Genomic DNA, 19,960 nt, shown 5'->3' on the forward strand with positions numbered 1-19,960 from the left:
AGCATTGTATGGACAAAGACAAATTACGTATTGGACTATAGGAGGAACTCATCATGGCACAATTACCATCTAACTTTCTGTGGGGCGGCGCACTCGCCGCGCATCAATTCGAAGGCGGCTGGAACGCCGACGGCAAAGGACCGAGCGTCGTCGACGTGATGACTGCCGGCGCACATGGCGTACCACGTCAGATTACCGATATTATCGAACCGGATACCTTTTACCCGAATCACGAAGCCATCGACTTTTACGGTCATTACAAGGAAGATATTGCTCTTTTCGCTGAGATGCGCTTGAAATGTCTGCGTACCTCTATCGGATGGAGCCGCATCTTCCCGCAAGGCGACGAGGATACACCGAATGAAGCTGGGCTGCAATTTTACGATGATGTGTTCGACGAGCTACGCAAACATGGGATTGAGCCAGTAATCACGCTGTCCCATTTTGAAATGCCGCTGCATCTGGCGCGGGAATATGGTGGCTTTCGGAGTCGTAAGGTGATCGACTACTTCGTCACATTTGCCGAAACCTGCTTTACCCGCTACAAGGACAAAGTAAAATACTGGATGACTTTTAACGAAATTAACAACAAAATGGACGCCCACAATCCGATCTTCCTCTGGACGAATTCTGGTGTACTGGTGCAAGAAGGCGAGAATGCGCGCGAAGTGATGTATCAAGCAGGGCATCACGAATTGCTGGCGAGCGCCCTATCCGTTGCCAAAGGTAAAGAGATCAATCCCGATTTCCAGATTGGCGCGATGGTATCGCATGTGCCGATCTATCCGTACTCCTGTAATCCAGATGATGTGATGCTGGCAGAACAAGCGATGCGGGAACGCTACTTTTTCCCGGATGTGCATGTGCGCGGCTACTATCCGAATTATGTACTTAAAGAATTTGAACGTGAGGGCTACCATATCGTATTCGAACCGGGCGATGACGAGATTCTACGCAATGGCACGGTGGACTATCTCGGCTTCAGCTATTACATGTCTACAACGGTGAAGAGTGATGTGCACAACGACAATACCGGCGACGTAGTGAACGGCGGATTGCCAAATAGCATCGCCAACCCACATATTCAGTCGAGCGATTGGGGCTGGGCGATTGATCCGGTCGGCTTGCGTTATACGCTGAATCGCTTTTACGACCGTTATCAGCTGCCGCTATTTATTGTGGAAAATGGCTTTGGTGCGATTGACCAGTTGGAGGATGACGGTTCTATTCATGATCCGGCACGAATTGCTTATTTAAAATCGCATATTGAAGCGCTGGAGCAGGCGGTAAATGAAGATGGCGTCGATCTGATCGGGTATACGCCGTGGGGGATTATCGATATTGTATCCTTTACGACTGGCGAGATGAAGAAGCGGTACGGGATGATTTATGTGGATCGGGATAATGAGGGGAACGGATCGATGAAGCGGTATAAGAAGGATTCGTTTGCGTGGTATCAGCAGGTGATCGAGAGCCGCGGGGAGCGGTTGTAGGTTTTTAAAATCAAAGAGCTCGAAGAAATGAACATCTTCAAGCTCTTTGATTACACTAAATTATATTTAATATATCACTATGAAATAGTCATATTTACTTTTTCCTTGTTTTTTTCTATAAAATGGATTATATTAATTTTATAGGTAAATATATAGTTGAAATGTATATTGGCCTTAGAAAGAAGGTGATGATTTTTAGTTAGTAAATTTAGAATTTATCTACATAATTAAATTTAGAAAGAGGTTTATAATTATGAAATTAACTCAAGTATTATTTTCGGCTGTTGCAGCAACTTTAATCGTAGCCACACCATTAAGTTCGCAAACTACAAATACAGGAAATTCGTCAGACGTAACAACTCTGCCAAGTTCACCTCCTATTATTTCTCCTATACCTAATCCAGGAGGTGGAAGTCACAATCCTGATAACACCCAAATAGGGATAGCAAGACAAGCAATTACTAAAGCTGGCGGAACTTTTACAGTACCAGCAGGACTACCATTTCTTAAAGTTTGGGTGCATAACCAAGCTTCCAGCACTTTGACAGTACAAGTCAAAAAAATCGGTAGTAACACTAACTATATATTGTATCAAGTTCCAGCTGGTAAAGCACTTGTTATACCTAATCAAGCAAAAGGAACTGGTGTTGGTGATCATGCTATTTATTTCTCTGGCGCTGATGGAACAGTTTCTGGAGAATTTACAGTTGTGATGGCTAGTACCGTTAGAGAATCTCAATAATACATTAAAAGAGAATATTTACTAAATAAAAACAACCTAAAGTTATTACACTTTAGGTTGTTTTTTTCTGATAATATCATTTAAAATCGTATTTCTACTATATCAGGGAACTTTTAATATATTTATATTAGTTTAGATTACGCCCTCTCCAGATGCTCCTCCAACCGATCCCATGTCTGCGTAATGCCCTGCTCCATGCCCATCTCCAGCACATTCTTCAACGCTTCCTCGGAATCAAAGTACGCACGGCTGATCAGCTTCGTTCCGCCCTCATGGTCGCGGAACAGCGTCTCAATTCGGCTACCCGGCAAGTTTTCCATCACATTGCCATCCGCATCGGAGAAATAATCGGTGTACACAATCTGATCCGGCTGCTCGATCAGATCGTAGATCGCTTTGCCCCATGATTCCTGACCGTAACATTCACCCTGACTCTCGTCTTTGCAGGTCATACAGTAATGCCAGATACCGCCCGGACGAAAATCAATATGACATACAGTCAGCTCCCAACCGCGAGGTCCCCACCATTGACGAAGATGCTCGGCGCTGGAAAATGCCTGAAAAACCAGTTCTTTCGGTGCTTTGAATATACGCTCCAAAATCAATTCCTGACCATCCACTTTGACTGTCATTTTACCAGACATGGAAGTCCCTCCCAAGATTTAATGTGGTGTGTGCTTGTCCTGCTTTGGCGAATGGTGCGGTGCTTGTTGTTCATTGCTCTGCAACTGCTGTAAATACACATCCAGATTGTCAAAACGTTCTTCCCACATGCTCAGATACGGCTTCAACCAGCCTTGCAATGACACAAACGGCTCCGGCTCCAAACGGTAAATTCTCCGATTCGCCTCAGCCTGCACCTGCACCAAGCCAGCCTTGTTCAACGCACGCAAATGCTTGGACGTTTGCGGTTGCAGTAGATTCAACTGCTCCGCAATCTCACCTACGGTCAGGGGGCCACTGCGTAGCAATTCAACAATGTGCATCCGATTCGGTTCCGCCAATGCCTGCAATGTTGCAGCAACGGTTGCGCTCATATTGGAATCACCCTCCTGTATGTTGAATATACTCTCGAAAGAATATTCTTGTAAAGGAATATTTAAAAGTGTTTTTCTTAGTATTCGCTGTTAGAACTATGATGACTCTAATGTTTAGATCATATACAAGATTACATTCGCCTATTACCACTTGCCAACACCAACACCAACACCAACACCAACACCAACACCAACACCAACACCAACACCAACACCAACACCAACACCAACACCAACACCAACACCAACACCAACACCAACACCAACACCAACACCAACACCAACACCAACACCAACACCAACACCAAATGTTATTTTGGCGGATGTATCATAAAAACGGTACAATAACATTGCATAGCGATTTATTTTAAACTAACGATCTTGAAACCACTTCATCCTCCTGTATATATCTAATCTGCACCTCTCTCTATTTCCTTTTCACGATTCAAATGATTGTCAAACCGATACCAATATAGATCGTGCTACCTAAACAAACCGCAAAAGCAGCCCAGCATGTATATCCTACGACAGTAATCCAAACCAAACAACAGACGCAATACGAAAGACATATACCGCATCTAAAAGCTCCACCTGCTTCTACCAAAACGAAACCTAAACAGAAAGGACATATCCCATGAAACTACAGCGTTCCTCCTCCGCACTCGGTGAATTTATTCGCTCCCGGCGTGAGCGTATTCAGCCAACGGATGCTGGAATCCAGCCACTGCCCGGCAGACGGCGTACACCCGGACTACGGCGTGAAGAAGTTGCCTATCTCGCCAATGTGAGTGTCACCTATTACACATGGCTAGAGCAAGGCAAGGAAACAAATCCGTCGCCCGATGTGCTCACCAGCATCGGTTCGGCGCTGCAATTAACCGATGATGAGCGGCAGTATATGCTAGGTCTGGTTCAACGAGAACCTGTCGATTACTCTCGCCTGCTCTGGCCGCCGGAGCGCAATACCGATGTGATGCAGCAGATGGTACAACAGCTGTCCTATCCTTCATTTATTACTAATGAAGCAACGGATGTTATCGCATGGAACCGAGCAGCAGAGCTGGTAATCGCCGATTTTGGACAAATGGATCCGTCGGAACGGTATATGATGAATCTGATTTTCCTGCATCCAGAGTATCGGCGCAAGCTGCTCAATTGGGATGAATTTGCCCGGTACAGTGCAGGTATTATGCGGTCTAGCTTTGAAAAGTATCGGGATGAGCCGCTATATATGGAACGCTTTAACCGTTTGTATACAGGCAGCCCCGAGTTTGCTACCGAGTGGGATCGTTTTGAAATTCGGCAAAAGCAAGTCGCTACTGCCACATACCAGCTGGACGATGGACAGCATATGGAATTTGAAATCCACTCTGCTGGCTCTGTCGACAATGATCCGGGGCTGCACTGGTGCTTCTTCGTTCCGTCGGCAGACACCGCTCCCAGACTGGCACAATTGCTATCGCAGGATCGCGAATAGCATCTTCATTCGCCTACCAGCCTGTTAATGCCATTACCAGTATCAACATGCTGTGGTTGCCGACTCTACCAGCCGTTATGCTATAAGCCAAGACAGCATAACAGGAGGTATATAATGACACATACAGCGAAAACGTGGTTTATTACCGGAGCAACCGGAGGGCTCGCTACTCCACTCATTGAACGTCTGCTGAAGCGTGGTGACCGCATCGCGGCAACGATTCGTAAGCCGGGCGCACTGGATGCATGGAAGCAGCAATATGGCGACCAGCTCTGGATTGCTCAACTGGATCTCACGCACCCGGAAGAGGTAAACGAAGTGGTACAACGCGCATTTACTGAACTTGGGCAAATCGATGTATTCGTGAACAACGCTGCCTACGGATTGTATGGCGCCGTGGAAGAAGCGGCAGACGAGCAGATAGAGCATCTGTTCCAGACGAACGTATTCGGTTCGTTGCGCGCTGTGCGGGCGGCTTTGCCTTTTCTAAGAGAACAAGGTGGCGGACAAATTGTACAGATTGCCAGTATGGCGGGGCATTATTCCATACCGGGTATGGGATTATACTGCGCCTCCAAATGGGCAATTGAAGCTGCCATCGAAGCGCTGGCACTGGAAGCAGCGCCGTTCCATATTCATACGACCATGGTAGAGCCGGGCGGGATTCGCACTAGCTTTATTACTGGCAATGCGGTGTTCGGCGAGCGTATGGATGTGTATCGCGATCAGGAAGCAGGCAAATTCGTCAGCCTGATGAAAGGCGAGTTGCCCGGCATTGATATGAATACGTTCCATCGTATGGTCGTCGGCGATCCGGCGAAAATGGCGGAACAGATCATGCAGGCAGTTGATCGTGGCAACGGTCCGCTGCGGCTGGCACTGGGCAGCGATGCGTATGAATATACCCGCAAAGCGCTGCTGGATCGGTTGGAAGCATTGGAAGCGCAAAAGGAACTGGCATTCTCCACCGATGCGGATGACGTTATTCGGCAGTGACGAATTAGATTCTATTGCAGTCAGCAGTATCGCTACATCCAAATCCATCAAAAAGGTTCACGTCCCTGCTGTCTAACGAACGCAGGGGAACGTGAACCTTTTTGCTTATTACGATTCCTTCGGATGATTACAACTCCTTTGGATAATTACCATTCGTTTGAGTTGTTGTAATCCTTTGCGAATGTAAACCTTCTTACGATACATTGCCATCCATTCAGCGAGTATACCATCAATTCAGTAATTCCACCGCATCATATACCCAGCCTGCACTGAGCCATGTACCAAGATCGCTGGAACCGCTAATCGGTGTAATGGTGAGTGTATTGGCACCAGATTTGAGCGAAGACGTCGGAATACTCCACGAAAAGGTATGATTGTTCCCACGATACGTGCCAATCGTAAAGCTGCGCGAATTTGGCTGCGTCGATGCACCTGGATTGGTCAGCGCGTTACCATTGACCGATACGCTGGGACGACCGCTAATATACGCGGCGGTGATCCCGATATTCAGGACATGCGGCGAAGCCGCCTGCGCAGCAGTCAGGTTAAAGGTCACCGTAGTTGGCGAGTTCTGATTGCGGAACTGAATCGCCGGGAATTTGTTGGTCGCACCGCCAGTCGCAAACGTCACTGGTCCCCAGCTTGGATTGCGGCTATCGGACGGATGACGAACGCTGATTGTCTGTCCGTTTAGAAATTCCAGCGGTGTGCCATCCCAGTTGCCGATGCGCCAGATAGCAGATTTGGACGAAGGATCGGCAGTAATGGTGCGCGTATTGATCGTCGTTGTGCCGCCTGCGGTAACATTGACGCTTTCGCTATAGACGCCAAGCTCACCCTTGTACACAGTCATCGTGTACGTCCCCGGAATCATATCACGGCGCACGGCGGCTCCGCTGGACGAAGCGCTAGTCCAGTATTGCGCCGTACTATTGGCAAAGCCGACAGTGTACGCATAGCTGCTATCCATCCCAGACAATCCATTCAGTACAACAGCGCCGCGACTTGCTACCCAGCCAGTCAAGTTCAGCCCTGCCATCCAGCTAAAGTCCGGTACGGACGGCGTAGAACCAGTCGTGAAGATGAGTGCATATGGTCCATGCAGTCCCATTCGGAAGCTCTCCGTCTGCTCATGACCGGAATTCATGTAATTGTAGACCTCAGTATCGCCACCACTCTGGAATTGAATATCTCGGAAAAAGGGACCACCTGAGCTTTTTTCCCGATTGCCGTACGCCATGAAAACGCCGACATTACTACCAGTGACGCCACGTACGGTCAGGTTTTTCGCCTGATCATTGCCGTAATATTTGGATGCAGTTTGTCCGTTAGAGAACCCGAACACATCCTGACTCTCAATCGCCCCCGTATTGCCGCGATTGTTGGAATTGGCAGGCACGCCAGTCAGCACATTGCCATTGCCGCGGAAAATGTACCGTAGCTCGCCCACCGACGGCTCTGCCGTTATGTATGTCGCCATGTAAATGATATTCTCCCCGCTGCGGGAGGCGTAATAGTGAGTCAGTGTGCTAGTTTTGGCAGTAATCAGCACCGTCGCACCGGATGGCGAAGCACTCCATGTCACGTCTGCATCCGAACCGAGACCGGAGCTAATATGTGAGCCTTTGCCGGAGCTGCTCAATTCTGTGCCATTTAATTTGCTGGATGTGATATCACCGTTATCCTTATTGACCGTGTAGACAAGACCCGCTCCGGTAGTGACCACGATCGTGGAGCCGTTATCGGTCACTCCGATGGCAGCAGCATGACTTTTCTGCGCCGGAAATACATTGCCAGTAATGACCAGAGCCAGCACAAGCAGCAACGTCAGACTCTGACGCATACGATACGGACGACGGGAAGATTGCTTTTTCACGATAAAATCCCTCCAAATGATGTAGTGATATCGTCAGCAAGCGGATCGGAAATTATCCATTGGCGCTGCCGACCATATTTTTGTAGCGCTTACATTTTGAAGTAGAGTGAGTGGTAGATTGATTAGTAGAATAATGGCAACCAATACTGAGATGATAACGTGTGCAAAAAGAGTTGGTATTGAATTTTACATTATCTTACATGCAGAGGTTACGTATTTGAAGAGGTTTTCGGGAATGTTATAGCGTAACTCCGTTTTTTCATTGAATAGACATGTAGGTCTGCCTTTCTTTTTTGAATAAAATGATTCTCGTGGCGCTCTATTCCCGGTACACTATACATATGGACTGCACTCATTCTGATGATCGGAGTGATCCCGTATGGAGCAAGGCATGAACCTCTATCGATTGAATCCACGGTATGCCCACATGATCGTGGACGCTATTGTGGAAGGGTACCGCGACTATATTGAGATTCGTAAAAAATACCGCAACAGCATGGCGATCAGCTCGGCGTTCGCTTGGACGAAAAGTAATTTTATCGAGCATAAAGTGGCAGAACGCGCTCGCTCATTCGGTTTTCATTTTAAAAGAGCCAAAGCGGGCATGACCTGGGACTACTTGCAGTTTGTCCATGATGATGACAAGCTGATGTTTGTGATCAAGGATGCGGCTTATTTTCTACCGACCGGATTCACGCAAAGTCGGCTCCCTAATCCGTTACTTCCGTCTTCGTCGCAGCGTACGTATTTGCAGGAGTTGTCGCGGCTGAATCAGCATATTCTTTTCTCAGATGATCAGAAGGAGCCGTCCTTTGTGTTTGACGAGGAGCTATGGCAGGGGGAATTTGATTTAGGGCTGGAACAGAATCAAAAGTCGCCAGCGGCGGACTTTTTTGCGCATATTCACGAATTTCATATTTTGACGTATGCACTGGATGCTCATCATCAGATGTCGGAGATTATGCACTATCTGCCCAACCCGGAGGATAACGTAGCGCATATCGTGGAAGACCTGTCGCCGCTCATTACAGATGCGGAGCTGTCTGAGGAAGACCGACGAATCTTCGTACCGGATGAAGATGAATATATGCGGTATATCGCTGAATTCGAAGCGCTAGCAGACGGTGCAGACAAGCCGGAGTAAGCAAGCATATCGCGACACCGCACACAATGGGATTGCCTATACGCAAGCGCAGGTAACAGAGATGTATCATCCCCGTTACCTGCGCTTGTGTCATATAGACATTTTCAATAGTGAAATTCGGGCACACCGACGACAACAGAGTTGGCAAAATAACGATACAGCGCTACAACGTGATCCTTTCCATTACCAAGGTAGCTGCTGATCCAGATGGTAAAAGGTGCCTGTCGGTCCGTCCGATGGTAATGTGGCAAAATGAACTGCCGTTTTCGCGCCGTCTTCAATTGATACAGGTGCTTCCTCGCCGCCCATTTGTGTTTTCACCAGACCGGGATGCACAGAATTCACCTTGAGCGGGGTATGGATATATTGTTGCGACCAGTACGCAGTTAGCATATTCAGTGCGGCTTTGGAAACAGCGTATCCCGGCTTCGCTAACTGTTGAACGAGCGGTTCGTTCAATTGCAAATAGATCGAACCAATCGCACTACTCTGATTGACGATGCGTCCAGCAGGGCTGTTCAGCAGTAGCGGCAACAGTGCTTCCGTCAGGTAAAAGGGGGCTAAAGTGTTCACTTCCAATGTGTCGCGGAAGGCATCTCCGTCGTAGTTTCCTTTTTCCAGCAACACCCCAGCGTTGTTGACCAGAATATCCAGCTTGCCGTAGGTATCCTGAATATGTTGAACGAGCGCCTGAATATGCTGTGAATTGGTCACTTCCAGTTGCACAGCTTCCACATCCAGACCGTCCTGTACGAGTTGGGCAGCGGCTTGTTGTGCTTGCTCCAGTGAGCGTGCCGCGAGTAGCACCTTGATGTTTTGCTGACTGAGCTGGCGCACGATCTCCAGACCGATTCCTTTACTTGCACCTGTAACCAAAGCGATAGGTTGCGTCATAATGATGTTCCTCCTCTAATCTGAATGGGCTGCCGATTAGTAATCTCCAACCGGCAGCATGGATCGGTATTGGCAGAGCAGTATATCGGTCATTTTTCATTGAGAACGATCATTCCCAATAAGGTAAAAAAATTTGTTTTTTTATCACGTCTCATTTTGAACATTCCGCATCTAGCTCAAATATCTGATAGTTATCTCAAAGATCCCTCATCTATCCTTCATACTCACAATCTATATCGAATATGTGGAATATCTCTCAAATGAAACCCCAGGTTGCTGTATGCGGCACAATCAGCCTTGCAGCAACCGCAAATTCATATCCATAATTTCGCGCAATTTCTGCCTATCGGTCGAGGTGCGTACCAATACACGTAAACCGACAAGTGCATTGTGCAAATAAGCTGCCATCTGCTCCACATCCAGTGTGCTGCTGTATTCGCCCGTCTGCTGTCCGTGACGAATAACGCCAGCGATTAGATCTTCCGTTTTCTCAAAAGCAGTGACCGCCACATGATCGACTTCCTTGTCCCGCACCGCCAGCTCAACCGCCGAATTGACCAGCAAACAGCCTGCTGGCACATCTTCCCCGCCCTCGATCACATAACCAAACATCGATTCCAACGCTTCGCGTGCCGTGCTTGCCTGCGCAATTGCCGTCTGTGCGCGATGGCTATTGTGCACACCGAACTTCTCCAACGTCAGCATAAACAGCGTATGCTTGTCGGTAAATGTGTCGTACAAGCTGCGACGGTGAATGCCCATATGCTCGGTCAGATCGTTCATCGACGTTTTCTCATAGCCCTGCTGCCAGAACAGCTTCATCGCACGATCCAGCACCACCTGATCGTCAAACTCCTTGCTCCGCGCCATGTTCGCTCCCCTCCATCCCTGTTCATATTGTCTATATTAAAGGTATACATCCTAATCTATTTTGAGAACGACCATTCTTTTTAAGATATCGAATTAATGCACTCAGCATATCATATTGGGAACGATCAGTAAAGAATGATGATAAAATAAACAGAACGCCCCGATCATAAGACCGAAGCGTTCTGCGTATTCTTCATTTTATTTCTCTGCTGTTGCAGCTACGATATCGCGTGCTGCCCAGTACGTAGCAGGTACATCCGACCATGTTGGCGTTGTGCCTGTACTACCTGTATTGGTTTGTGTATTTACACCCAGTACACGGTTAAACAGGGTAACAGCTTCCGCACGGGTGAGTGTGCGATCCGGTGCAAAATTGCCATCCGGTTGTCCTTTCATATAGCCTACCTGCTGTACCCAAGCAATATCAGTTGCCGCCCAGTGCCCGGCGGTATCCTTGAATGCAGATGTAGTTCCAGTAGCAGAGGTAGTCGTTCCAGCTGCATCGCTGTTCTTCATCCAGCGCGCCAGCACGGTTGCCATTTCGGCGCGTGTCATATCGCGCTGCGGTGCAAAGGTATGATTGCCATATCCTGTCATCCAGCCAGCAGACGTCGCTGATGCAATCGCCTGTGCTGCCCAGTTGCTCGCTGGTACATCGCTGTACATACCAGTTGCTGTTGTAGAAGTAGATGTGCTGGTATTACCACTGTGTTGCACCGCTGCTGCATCGGTATTGCTCGTTGTATTCTGCGCAGACGTCGCCAAGCGGTTCAGCATCACTGCCAGCTCAGCACGTGTCACTGTACGCGATGGACGGAACGTTCCATCCGGGTATCCCTGCATATAGGCGGCATGCTGCTTCACTTGACCATCGGCATTACTGTTGCCAGCATTAGTATCGGTATGACTAGTATTCCATTTTTGTTGCGAATGCAGAATGGTAAAGGTACTGAATTTGCTAATCGTAAATTGCAGAGCAGACGGCTGATCGCCAGTCCATTGTACAGTCGGCGTGATCAGTTCCTTACTGCCGTCGCTATGCTCCACATATACTGCCAGACGATCCAGAAATGCCTGTCGCTCCGTGACACCAGACGGAATCGCTCCGGCTGGCAGCGGCAGTGACAATTGTACCGGTTGTCCCTGTACATTCGTATCAATCGTTACTGGCGTGCCGATCACATCGACAGTACTTTGACCGACTGCTTGCTGTACGAGAGGATCTTGCTGTGCACGACGAGAGATAGCTTCAATCGCGGCTGTGCCTTTTGCCGGAAGAATGGTAAACTGGCTCGCTGCGCTGACCGACGACAAGGTAGTCGCAGGAAGTGTCAGGTTGATATGATTACTTTGCAGCTCCAAGCCAGCAGCTCCGGTTGCCAACGTTTGGGCTGCATCCGTTGGCAGGCTGAAGTTCAGTTCTGCCACTTCGTCGTTCTGATCCGGCAGAACGAGACGTACATGATTACCGCCTGCCGCTTTGATACTATCCAATGCTGTACGCGCCTGAGCCGCGTTATAGCTGAGAGTATCCTTTTTCCACCCGTCAGCACGCGTTGTACGCTGAATCGTGAAAGCGGCGGAAGAACCGCCATTGGTTGTACCCGCATTCACCTGAATCGTCTGACTCTGACTAGCAGAACTGCTTCCGCCGCCACCGCCAGATGAACTGCCGGAACCGGAATTGTTACCCGGTACTGGTGTTGGTACAGGCGTTGGCTCTGGTGTTGGAGTTGGTTCTGGTGTCGGTTGCGGAGTCGGCACAGGTTCCGGTGTCGGTACTGGCTCCGGCGTTGGTGTTGGAGTCGGCGTATTGTCATCCAGACCGCGGACAAATGTCAGATAGAAATCATCCAGCGTACCCCAAGCACCGCCATCTGCTTTGACAGAAGCACCAATCGTCAGCGCGCCATCTGCCACGTACACATCATGGATCACCGGCTGGCTCCATTGCACCCAGCCATTGACGCTTGTTGGCGTCTCCTCTCGCTGTCCGTTACTTACCGCATACAGCTTCATATCCGAGTTGTTGGCATTGCCGCCCTGAATATTCATCGACAGATCGTAATAGCCGGGCTTCAATCCATATACATTTTGCTCTACTGTAAAATTCACCGGATCGCCATTGTAGAAATGCAGCGAATAGTCGCCAGACTTGGCATCCGACGCTTTGTTCTGGTAATCGGTGTGCAGACTCAAACCCGCTCCATACGTAATATGCCACATACTGCGGTCACTGTTCTCAAAACCGCCATTTTGCAGCAGATTCGGCTTGCGAATGGACAGATTGACCTGTGCATCGTGACCGTCTTGCGTTTTGCCTGTGATCACATAGCTGCCTGCACCTTTGGCAATTGCCTGCTGCAACGCCTGCTCATCCCAGCTCACATTAACTGTACCTGTACTGCCATCGTTATACGTCACACTGACCGTTTCCGGCAGTTGAATGGAATCACCAGCATTGACTGTAATAGATACTGGCTGTACCGCATCTACCTTCAATGGCGCGACTGCGCCGGTATTCACATATTGGAATACATTCAAGGACGACAGCGGATGACCGGTAAAATCGAACAACGCTTGGTTGTCGACCGCACTGCCGCCGTACCATTTGCCTGCATCATCAGGATCGTATTCGCCCGCATAGCTGGATGCCCAGCCAGAGCCGTACGTTTCCCAGAGCTTTTTGTTGTTGTCCAGCTCACTTGCTGGACCGACCGGTAGCCAAGCCGGTTCCCAGTAAAACATACCAATACCCGCAGCACCTACATCCGATACCGCCTGAATCACATTACGTACGGATGTTGCTTGTCCCTGCACACTAATCGGGTAATCGAGAGTCTGCCCAGAGCTACGTGGCGCGGTATTCTCATGTCCATCGCCATCTTGCGACGTGTACGTGTAGGACGTTTCCGCGACCATGACCTTTTTACCATACGTATCTGCAACTTGCTTGAGTACGGAAGTCAGATTGCTCAATGTGCCGTGCCAGAATGGATAATACGAGCTGGCAAACACATCGTAATCGACATCGTTATCCGCCAATGCCTTAGCATATGACGCATATCGTCCCGGTGTCTCTGGATTCGTAAAATGCAGTGCGATCAGGATGTTCGGATTGATCTCGCGAATCGCCTGACTGCCTTTGTTGAACAGCTTGCTGATGCTACTCCAATCTTTTTCCCCGATAAACGACTGATTCGTCTCGTTACCGACCTGTACCATGCCGACATCCACACCAGCATCTACAATCTGCTGCAAGCTGGACTTGGTATAGTCATAGACAGCTTGCTGCTTTTGCTCCAGATTCAGGTTTGCCCATGCTTTGGGTACATGCTGCTTGCCCGGGTCTGCCCAGAAATCCGAATAATGGAAATCGACCAGCAGCTTCATCCCATTGGCAGTTGCACGCTTGCCAATGGCAATCGCTTTTGCGAGATCGTTATCGCCACCGCCATAGCCTTTGCCGTCTGGGGTATACGGATTATCCCACACGCGCACACGGATATAGTTCACGCCAGACTGATGCAATGTAGTGAAAATATCCTGTACTTGCCCTTGCTCATTGTAAAATTTCACCCCACTCTGTTCCAGCGAGATGATGCTCGATACATCGACACCTTTGATAAAGTCGGAACTTAATCCCTCGACCTTTTTCACAAAAATATCCGATGTTACCGGCTGACTTGTATCCGAACCCGTACGCTTCAGCTTGAAGCTGTCCAGGTAGCCCCAGCTGTTTGCCGCTCCGCGAATATGTGCGCCAATCCGCACATTGTCCGTCGGCTGGGTTAGTACAAATTGCAGCTTGACCGCGCCCCACTGGTTGTAGCCAGTAGTCGCTGCTTCGGTGCCTTGACTCGTATCTGCGAATACCTGTACATGCCCCGCTTCAGCGCCGCTACCGCCCATTGATTGCACAGTCAATTCATAGCTGCCCGCAGGCAGAGACGATACCGTCTGACTAAGTGTAATCTGCTGCTGTACGTTAGCTGTATCTTTGATCCAATATTTGAATGCGTACGTGTCTTCGGACGGTGTAATAAAAGGATCATTGGCGTACGCATACCGTTCAATGCTCACCTGATCCCAATCCGAAGGCTCTACTTTCCATGACCCGTCACTCCACCAGTCACTCTCAAATCCCGCGTTGTTCAGCGGAATATCCTCATCATTCGCTGCATACGCCAGCGGCGTATGTACCGGCAACATGCCTAGCACCATCACCACTGCCAACATCAGCAGCGATACCCGTTTCTTGCTTCCCATTCTGTTTATCCCCTTTCAAAACCGAATGCCCACATGCAAATCCCACTTTTTGTAAAGCGCTTACATATTTGCTGTGATCACTATAGCAGACGGCAGAAGCAGAGGACATGGGAAGATTGCAACATTTCGTGTTTTTATGCAAGCAGTTTGACGGGTTTAGAGAGCCAATACATAGAATATGGAAATTCATCTGCAACGGTATAGTCAAAGGTTATACAAGCATAGTTCACAATAGACATAAGCTGGGTGCAGTCTTAGATGGTGGACGTCTTTTTTCAATCCCATCTCGATGTATAGATAGACGCGACGCTATGTAATAAAAGGGATGACCACCATAATCGGCGATTATCCCTTCGCTGTCACTCGTCGTTTGTTATTGTTAATCATTATTACTGGTGATTCGTCATTTACGTTTTACCTTTTATCCAAAGCAACTATGCTGTAATCTACCTATCCGACCCATACACCACAAACTGCGTCAGCGCTGGAAATGGCGATGGATCGTCTGCCTGAATCAGCTCATGCAGCTTCACCCACTCCACCTGTTTGCCGCCAACTTCCACCGTCTGCCCTTTATCCGACTTCTCCAATGCTACAGTCTGACGCGTGCCATCCGAGTATTCCAGCGTCACCTGCTGCCAATAGCTGTCATGCGGGAAGTCCGCCCGCAGATACAGCACAATCTCCTCCACCTGCACCACACGTCCAAATTCCAGCGTAAAAGCCGCCTCCAAATTCTGATTAATCCCCCACGATTCAAACGGCCATTCGCCGTGTGAAAATGTAACCGTATTGCCGTTAATCGCATTCCGCGCTGCAAATACCGCTTCCCCGCGCGTCTCCACATTCGCATGTGCATGTGGAAACAGCGCCTCATTCCAATGATGATCGTACACATTACGCGCCAGATTGCGATAAGCGTGAACCTCTTGTTGCTTCGCTACAATAGCGCTCAACACATGCAGTTCCCCGGCAAATGTTTTGGGCGAGTACGACGATTTCTTTTCGCCAAATGGAATCGGCAATATATATTCCTGTCCAGTCATGTAAATCAGTTCCTCGCCCAGCGCTTCATCCAGTGAGATCCGCAGAAATACCGGCGTATCGTCACTTTTCAGCACGATAACATCGCCCGGCTCATACGCCGCCGCATAGACCAAATGCACTTCGCCCGTATCCTGTTGCTCTGCTTTCACTTTGCCGTGCTCATCCTGTATCGCAATGGTTAACTGTGTCATACATTCACCTCGTCGTTGTCATGGTATGAATATGTATCGATTCTCTCTATATCCAGCTTTCTTCTCTTTTTCCAACTATCGATATACTTCGCCAGTGTAGCATGGATTGTCCCTCTGTCGAAAAGACAATATTGACCAAAATCAACACTCTTTTGTGCATATGGACGATTTGCCACTCATCCACAACAATCCAACAAGTAGCCACATCTGCTCTACTCCCACTCTTGCTATCCCCACTGCACATCGAAATGATCCATCCCTATTCTTCCCTACTTCTATATCAAAAAGAACCTTCAATCCGCTCTGATCAAAGGTTCCTCATCTTGTTGTTTCGTCTATGCTGTTATCGTCATCTCGGGATGATCCTTTGGCGGCAGGCTGCCAGTCCTTCGGCAGAACCTCATGTGCTGGTTCTTCGCCGACGGCCCATCACCGTCTGGCAGCCTGTATGGTCGGCTATGTGGAATAGCACGAGCGTTTTACAACATCATATCTTGTTTAGCAGAATCTGTTGGACGAGTTCAGATGCTTTTGGTGACCATATCCGGCGATGTTTCCACTCCGGTATGGGCGGGTTGTCCTTGATCCAGCTCCAGCATCTTCGTTGTTGAAGCAAAGATGTCGCGGAACAGATCAGGATGCTGGGATAGAGACACTCCATATGAAGGAATCATTTCCTTGATCTTCGGTTCCCAGCTTGGCATTTGCTGCGGGAAGCAGCGGCGTAGTACTTCCAGCATGACATGAACTGCTGTCGATGCGCCCGGCGATGCGCCCAGCAAAGCAGCGACCGAACCGTCGGCGGCACTTACGACTTCCGTACCGAATTGCAGCGTCCCTTTGCCAGTTGGCGTGTCCTTGATAACCTGTACACGCTGTCCAGCAACGACCAATTCCCAGTCTTCGCTTTTCGCATTGGGAATGAATTCGCGCAGTTCTTCCATCCGCTGCTCGTTGGACAGCATGACCTGCTGTACCAAATAACGAGTCAATCCCATTTCCTTCATCCCGGCAGCCAGCATGGTCATCAGATTGTTCGGCTTGACCGATCCGATCAGATCCATATTCGAACCCGTCTTCAGAAACTTCGGTGAGAAACCTGCAAAAGGACCGAATAGCAGTGCCTTTTTATTATCGATATAACGGGTATCCAGATGCGGAACAGACATCGGCGGCGCGCCCAACTTGGCTTTGCCGTAAACTTTGGCGTGATGCTGTTCGATCACATCTGGATTTTTACAGACCATGAATACACCACTGACCGGGAAGCCGCCGATCTGACGCGATTCTGGAATGCCAGTCTTTTGCAGCAATGGCAGACTACCGCCGCCCGCTCCGATAAATACAAAGCGTGTCTCGTGATGCTCCACCCGCCCGGTATTCAGATCCTGCACCTTGATGTTCCACGAGGAACCATCCCCTGCGCGCTTGATATCCTTGATGCTGTGCTTGTAATACATTTGCACGCCTTTACCTTTGAGGTAATCGAACATCATGCGGGTTAGTGCACCAAAGTTCACGTCTGTACCGGATTCGATCTTCGTGGCAGCAATCAGCTCGCTGGACGTGCGTCCGTTCATGATGAGCGGAATCCATTCTTGGAGCTTGGCTGCATCCTCCGCATACTCCATTCCTTGGAATAACGGATTTTCGGTAAGCGCTTTAAATCTTTTTCTTAAAAAAGAAACATTGCTCTCACCCAGCACCAGACTCATATGCGGAATCGGCTTGATAAACTGCTGCGGATGATGCAATACACCGGTTTGGATCAGATGCGACCAGAACTGACGGGACAACTGAAACTGTTCGTTGATCTGCACCGCTTTGGTGATGTCGATCGAACCGTCCGGCTTTTCGGTCGTATAATTCAACTCGCACAGTGCCGCATGACCGGTACCGGCATTGTTCCATTCATTGGAGCTTTCTTCTCCAGGGTTTGCCAATTTCTCAAACACTTTAATTTCCCATTCTGGTGCTAACTCTTTTAGCAATGATCCCAGCGTCGCACTCATGACCCCGGCACCGATTAAGATAACGTCTGTTTTTTTCTGTACGTTGCTCATAAAAACAAAACCTTCCTTATCTCGTATATTTGCAAAAAAGAGCAGTAGCTCCTGCTCTGGTACTACACGAAAGCAAGGCTCCACTCAGGAACATCCTAGAACTGTCACAGCGATATACAACCGCTAACTCCATTATAACCCAATTGCAGTCTGTTAAAAATGTTATCGACTCTTACCGTCTAATTATATACTATTTAGAGTTGGTAAAAAATGAAAACTTTGCGCGAAAAGGGCTAAATGGATGGAAAATCAACAGGGCGATTCTGCTGTTACTTTGCGTAGCAATACGCGTTGAACAGGTACTCCTCCCATAGATACATTATTTTCGCGCAATACATATGCAATATTGTTCAAACATAGTGAATAGGAATCGATAGGTTGTACGACTATACCTTGAGCTTGCAGATGATGAACAACTGCTGTACGTAATTCTGTCATATCAAAATATCGTTCTTCCAGTATAATTTCCATTCTATCCTTTAATTGCATATGTACCCCTCCTATGGTTACATTTTATACTTATTTTTTTACATATACAAAATAATTTAAAGATGAGGGTAACGATGCTTTATTCTGCCTTTGTAGCAACATGTATGCATCGCTACCTGTATACATAATATTATTTTTTATATGTTATGTGGTTCTACTCTATCTTGCCAGCCGGAAGCTGTCGCCGGTATCCTCCATATCGAACAGCAGACAGCGCGACTCTGGCATTGGGAATGGACGATGCAAAATGAGTTTCCATTGTCCGTCAAAAGTCTGGAACAGCATGCCATGCCCGCTGTCTTCCTTCACAAGCGGCTCCAGCTGTTCCCACGGTCCTTCCAGCTTGCCGCTGACCGAGCGGGCGATCGTCTGGACATAACTGTCGTTCTCATAGCTAGACCAGAGCATCACCAGATTGCCGCCGGATGTGCGATACAACTGGCAACCGTCAGTGACGTACACTGCTGATTCGTTCATAGCGGATTCATGCGAAATCAATTGCGCTTCGTCAACGTTGTTGTGCTGCGGATGTTCGACGTCTTGGGAATGATGAGTCTCGGACTGTTGTAGTTGATTGGAGTCGTTACTCTTCGCTTGTGGTGCTTGTTCAGAGCTATGAACAGTCTGTATCCCTTCGTCGGATGAAGGTTGGGACGACAGCCAAGGTGCTGCCGATCCGCTAAACAGAGGCATCGGCTTGCCTACTGCTGCCGACCAGTCTTCATTCAGTCGTACCGCTTCCATTGCGCCATCTATCGTCTGCACCCATTCGTGACAATACACCATCCACGGATCGTTATGCTCATCTCGGTACAGCGTGCCATCCAGCGTCATCATCGTTTCTGGTACAATCGGACGTTCACTGTTGTTCATTAGAAAAGGACCTGCCGGAGAGTCGCTGACCGCGATGACTGTACCACGCCAATGTTTGTCATATCCTTGAATCGGTTCGCCGTCCAACATACGCTCCTTGTTATGTAGCGTAACGAACAGATAGTATTTACCCTCATGCTCATGCACTTCCGGCGCCCATGCACCATGCTGCGGATGTGCCCATGTATCGTCGGGGATCGTGAAGACGACATGAGGTCCTTCCCAATACTGAAGATCCGTGCTCGTATAAGTCAGCACGCCGTAACGCTCCATCCCGTTCAGCCACGGTGCGCCGCCGGTATAGAGGTAGTATGTATGAGTTTGGTGATCCGCGAGAATAAACGGATCGTGGGCAGGAATATCGGACAAGAGATGACCGGTTTGCGGATGAGCAACGTCGGCAGCGGTGTTGTATGCAGGCATGGGGAACAACTCCTTTGGATGTTTGTTAATTTGATTGTATACGCTTTCAATATAATGAGAAACTCTATTTTATTTT

16 protein-coding genes are annotated in these 19,960 nt (G+C 48.7%); 5 read left to right on the top strand and 11 right to left on the bottom strand.

What is annotated here, in order from left to right:
- The first annotated feature begins 53 nt into the window (after positions 1-53).
- Both bglA and ACDE64_RS23520 read left to right on the top strand, forming a co-directional pair.
- Positions 54-1,493 carry a 6-phospho-beta-glucosidase BglA gene (gene bglA / locus ACDE64_RS23515; protein WP_411348538.1) on the top strand — a complete coding sequence of 480 codons (1,440 nt, stop codon included), beginning with the start codon at positions 54-56 and terminating at the stop codon, positions 1,491-1,493.
- A gap of 253 nt (positions 1,494-1,746) precedes the next feature.
- Entirely contained in the window at positions 1,747-2,235 is a 489-nt protein-coding gene (locus tag ACDE64_RS23520; protein ID WP_411348539.1) for a hypothetical protein, read from the top strand.
- A gap of 137 nt (positions 2,236-2,372) precedes the next feature.
- On the opposite strand, the gene ACDE64_RS23525 is transcribed toward ACDE64_RS23520, so the two are convergent.
- The 3 genes from ACDE64_RS23525 to ACDE64_RS23535 form a co-directional block, all read right to left on the bottom strand.
- On the bottom strand, positions 2,373-2,879 hold the full coding sequence (locus ACDE64_RS23525; protein WP_411348540.1) for an SRPBCC family protein: 507 nt from the start codon (positions 2,877-2,879) through the stop codon (positions 2,373-2,375).
- A gap of 18 nt (positions 2,880-2,897) precedes the next feature.
- On the bottom strand, positions 2,898-3,272 hold the full coding sequence (locus ACDE64_RS23530; RefSeq protein ID WP_411348541.1) for an ArsR/SmtB family transcription factor: 375 nt from the start codon (positions 3,270-3,272) through the stop codon (positions 2,898-2,900).
- Between the two features lie 144 nt (positions 3,273-3,416).
- Positions 3,417-3,623: a hypothetical protein gene (locus ACDE64_RS23535; RefSeq protein ID WP_411348542.1), complete on the bottom strand. Its 207-nt coding sequence runs from the start codon at positions 3,621-3,623 to the stop codon at positions 3,417-3,419.
- A gap of 283 nt (positions 3,624-3,906) precedes the next feature.
- Here ACDE64_RS23535 and ACDE64_RS23540 point away from each other — a divergent pair, with 283 nt between their 5' ends.
- Together ACDE64_RS23540 and ACDE64_RS23545 are read left to right on the top strand one after the other, a co-directional pair.
- Positions 3,907-4,749 (top strand): helix-turn-helix transcriptional regulator, encoded by an 843-nt coding sequence (locus ACDE64_RS23540; RefSeq protein WP_411348543.1) that lies wholly within the window; start codon positions 3,907-3,909, stop codon positions 4,747-4,749.
- A 114-nt stretch (positions 4,750-4,863) separates the two neighbouring features.
- The gene (locus ACDE64_RS23545) at positions 4,864-5,745 is read left to right on the top strand and encodes an SDR family oxidoreductase (RefSeq protein ID WP_411348544.1); all 882 of its coding nucleotides are present in this window, start codon (positions 4,864-4,866) and stop codon (positions 5,743-5,745) included.
- A gap of 229 nt (positions 5,746-5,974) precedes the next feature.
- Here ACDE64_RS23545 and ACDE64_RS23550 read toward each other — a convergent pair whose 3' ends face one another.
- Positions 5,975-7,621: a rhamnogalacturonan lyase B N-terminal domain-containing protein gene (locus ACDE64_RS23550; protein WP_411348545.1), complete on the bottom strand. Its 1,647-nt coding sequence runs from the start codon at positions 7,619-7,621 to the stop codon at positions 5,975-5,977.
- A 379-nt stretch (positions 7,622-8,000) separates the two neighbouring features.
- Between ACDE64_RS23550 and ACDE64_RS23555 the strand changes: the two genes are divergently transcribed.
- Positions 8,001-8,765, top strand: coding sequence for a hypothetical protein (locus ACDE64_RS23555; protein WP_411348546.1), 765 nt, complete (start codon positions 8,001-8,003; stop codon positions 8,763-8,765).
- Positions 8,766-8,948: 183 nt separating this feature from the next.
- On the opposite strand, the gene ACDE64_RS23560 is transcribed toward ACDE64_RS23555, so the two are convergent.
- The 7 genes from ACDE64_RS23560 to ACDE64_RS23590 form a co-directional block, all read right to left on the bottom strand.
- Positions 8,949-9,659 (bottom strand): SDR family NAD(P)-dependent oxidoreductase, encoded by a 711-nt coding sequence (locus ACDE64_RS23560; protein WP_411348547.1) that lies wholly within the window; start codon positions 9,657-9,659, stop codon positions 8,949-8,951.
- Positions 9,660-9,950: 291 nt separating this feature from the next.
- The gene (locus ACDE64_RS23565; protein WP_411348548.1) at positions 9,951-10,529 is read right to left on the bottom strand and encodes a TetR/AcrR family transcriptional regulator; all 579 of its coding nucleotides are present in this window, start codon (positions 10,527-10,529) and stop codon (positions 9,951-9,953) included.
- A gap of 198 nt (positions 10,530-10,727) precedes the next feature.
- The gene (locus tag ACDE64_RS23570; protein ID WP_411348549.1) at positions 10,728-14,798 is read right to left on the bottom strand and encodes a glycosyl hydrolase 53 family protein; all 4,071 of its coding nucleotides are present in this window, start codon (positions 14,796-14,798) and stop codon (positions 10,728-10,730) included.
- A 446-nt stretch (positions 14,799-15,244) separates the two neighbouring features.
- Positions 15,245-16,036: a carbohydrate-binding protein gene (locus tag ACDE64_RS23575; protein WP_411348550.1), complete on the bottom strand. Its 792-nt coding sequence runs from the start codon at positions 16,034-16,036 to the stop codon at positions 15,245-15,247.
- 521 nt (positions 16,037-16,557) lie between these two features.
- Positions 16,558-18,099: a malate:quinone oxidoreductase gene (locus ACDE64_RS23580; RefSeq protein WP_411348551.1), complete on the bottom strand. Its 1,542-nt coding sequence runs from the start codon at positions 18,097-18,099 to the stop codon at positions 16,558-16,560.
- Positions 18,100-18,348: 249 nt separating this feature from the next.
- Positions 18,349-18,588: a hypothetical protein gene (locus tag ACDE64_RS23585; RefSeq protein WP_411348552.1), complete on the bottom strand. Its 240-nt coding sequence runs from the start codon at positions 18,586-18,588 to the stop codon at positions 18,349-18,351.
- A gap of 159 nt (positions 18,589-18,747) precedes the next feature.
- The gene (locus tag ACDE64_RS23590) at positions 18,748-19,884 is read right to left on the bottom strand and encodes a glycoside hydrolase family 43 protein (RefSeq protein ID WP_411348553.1); all 1,137 of its coding nucleotides are present in this window, start codon (positions 19,882-19,884) and stop codon (positions 18,748-18,750) included.
- Between the last annotated feature and the right edge of the window lie 76 nt (positions 19,885-19,960).

Source organism: Paenibacillus sp. WLX2291 (genome assembly GCF_046603665.1).
Classification (GTDB): Bacteria; Bacillota; Bacilli; order Paenibacillales; family Paenibacillaceae; genus Saccharibacillus.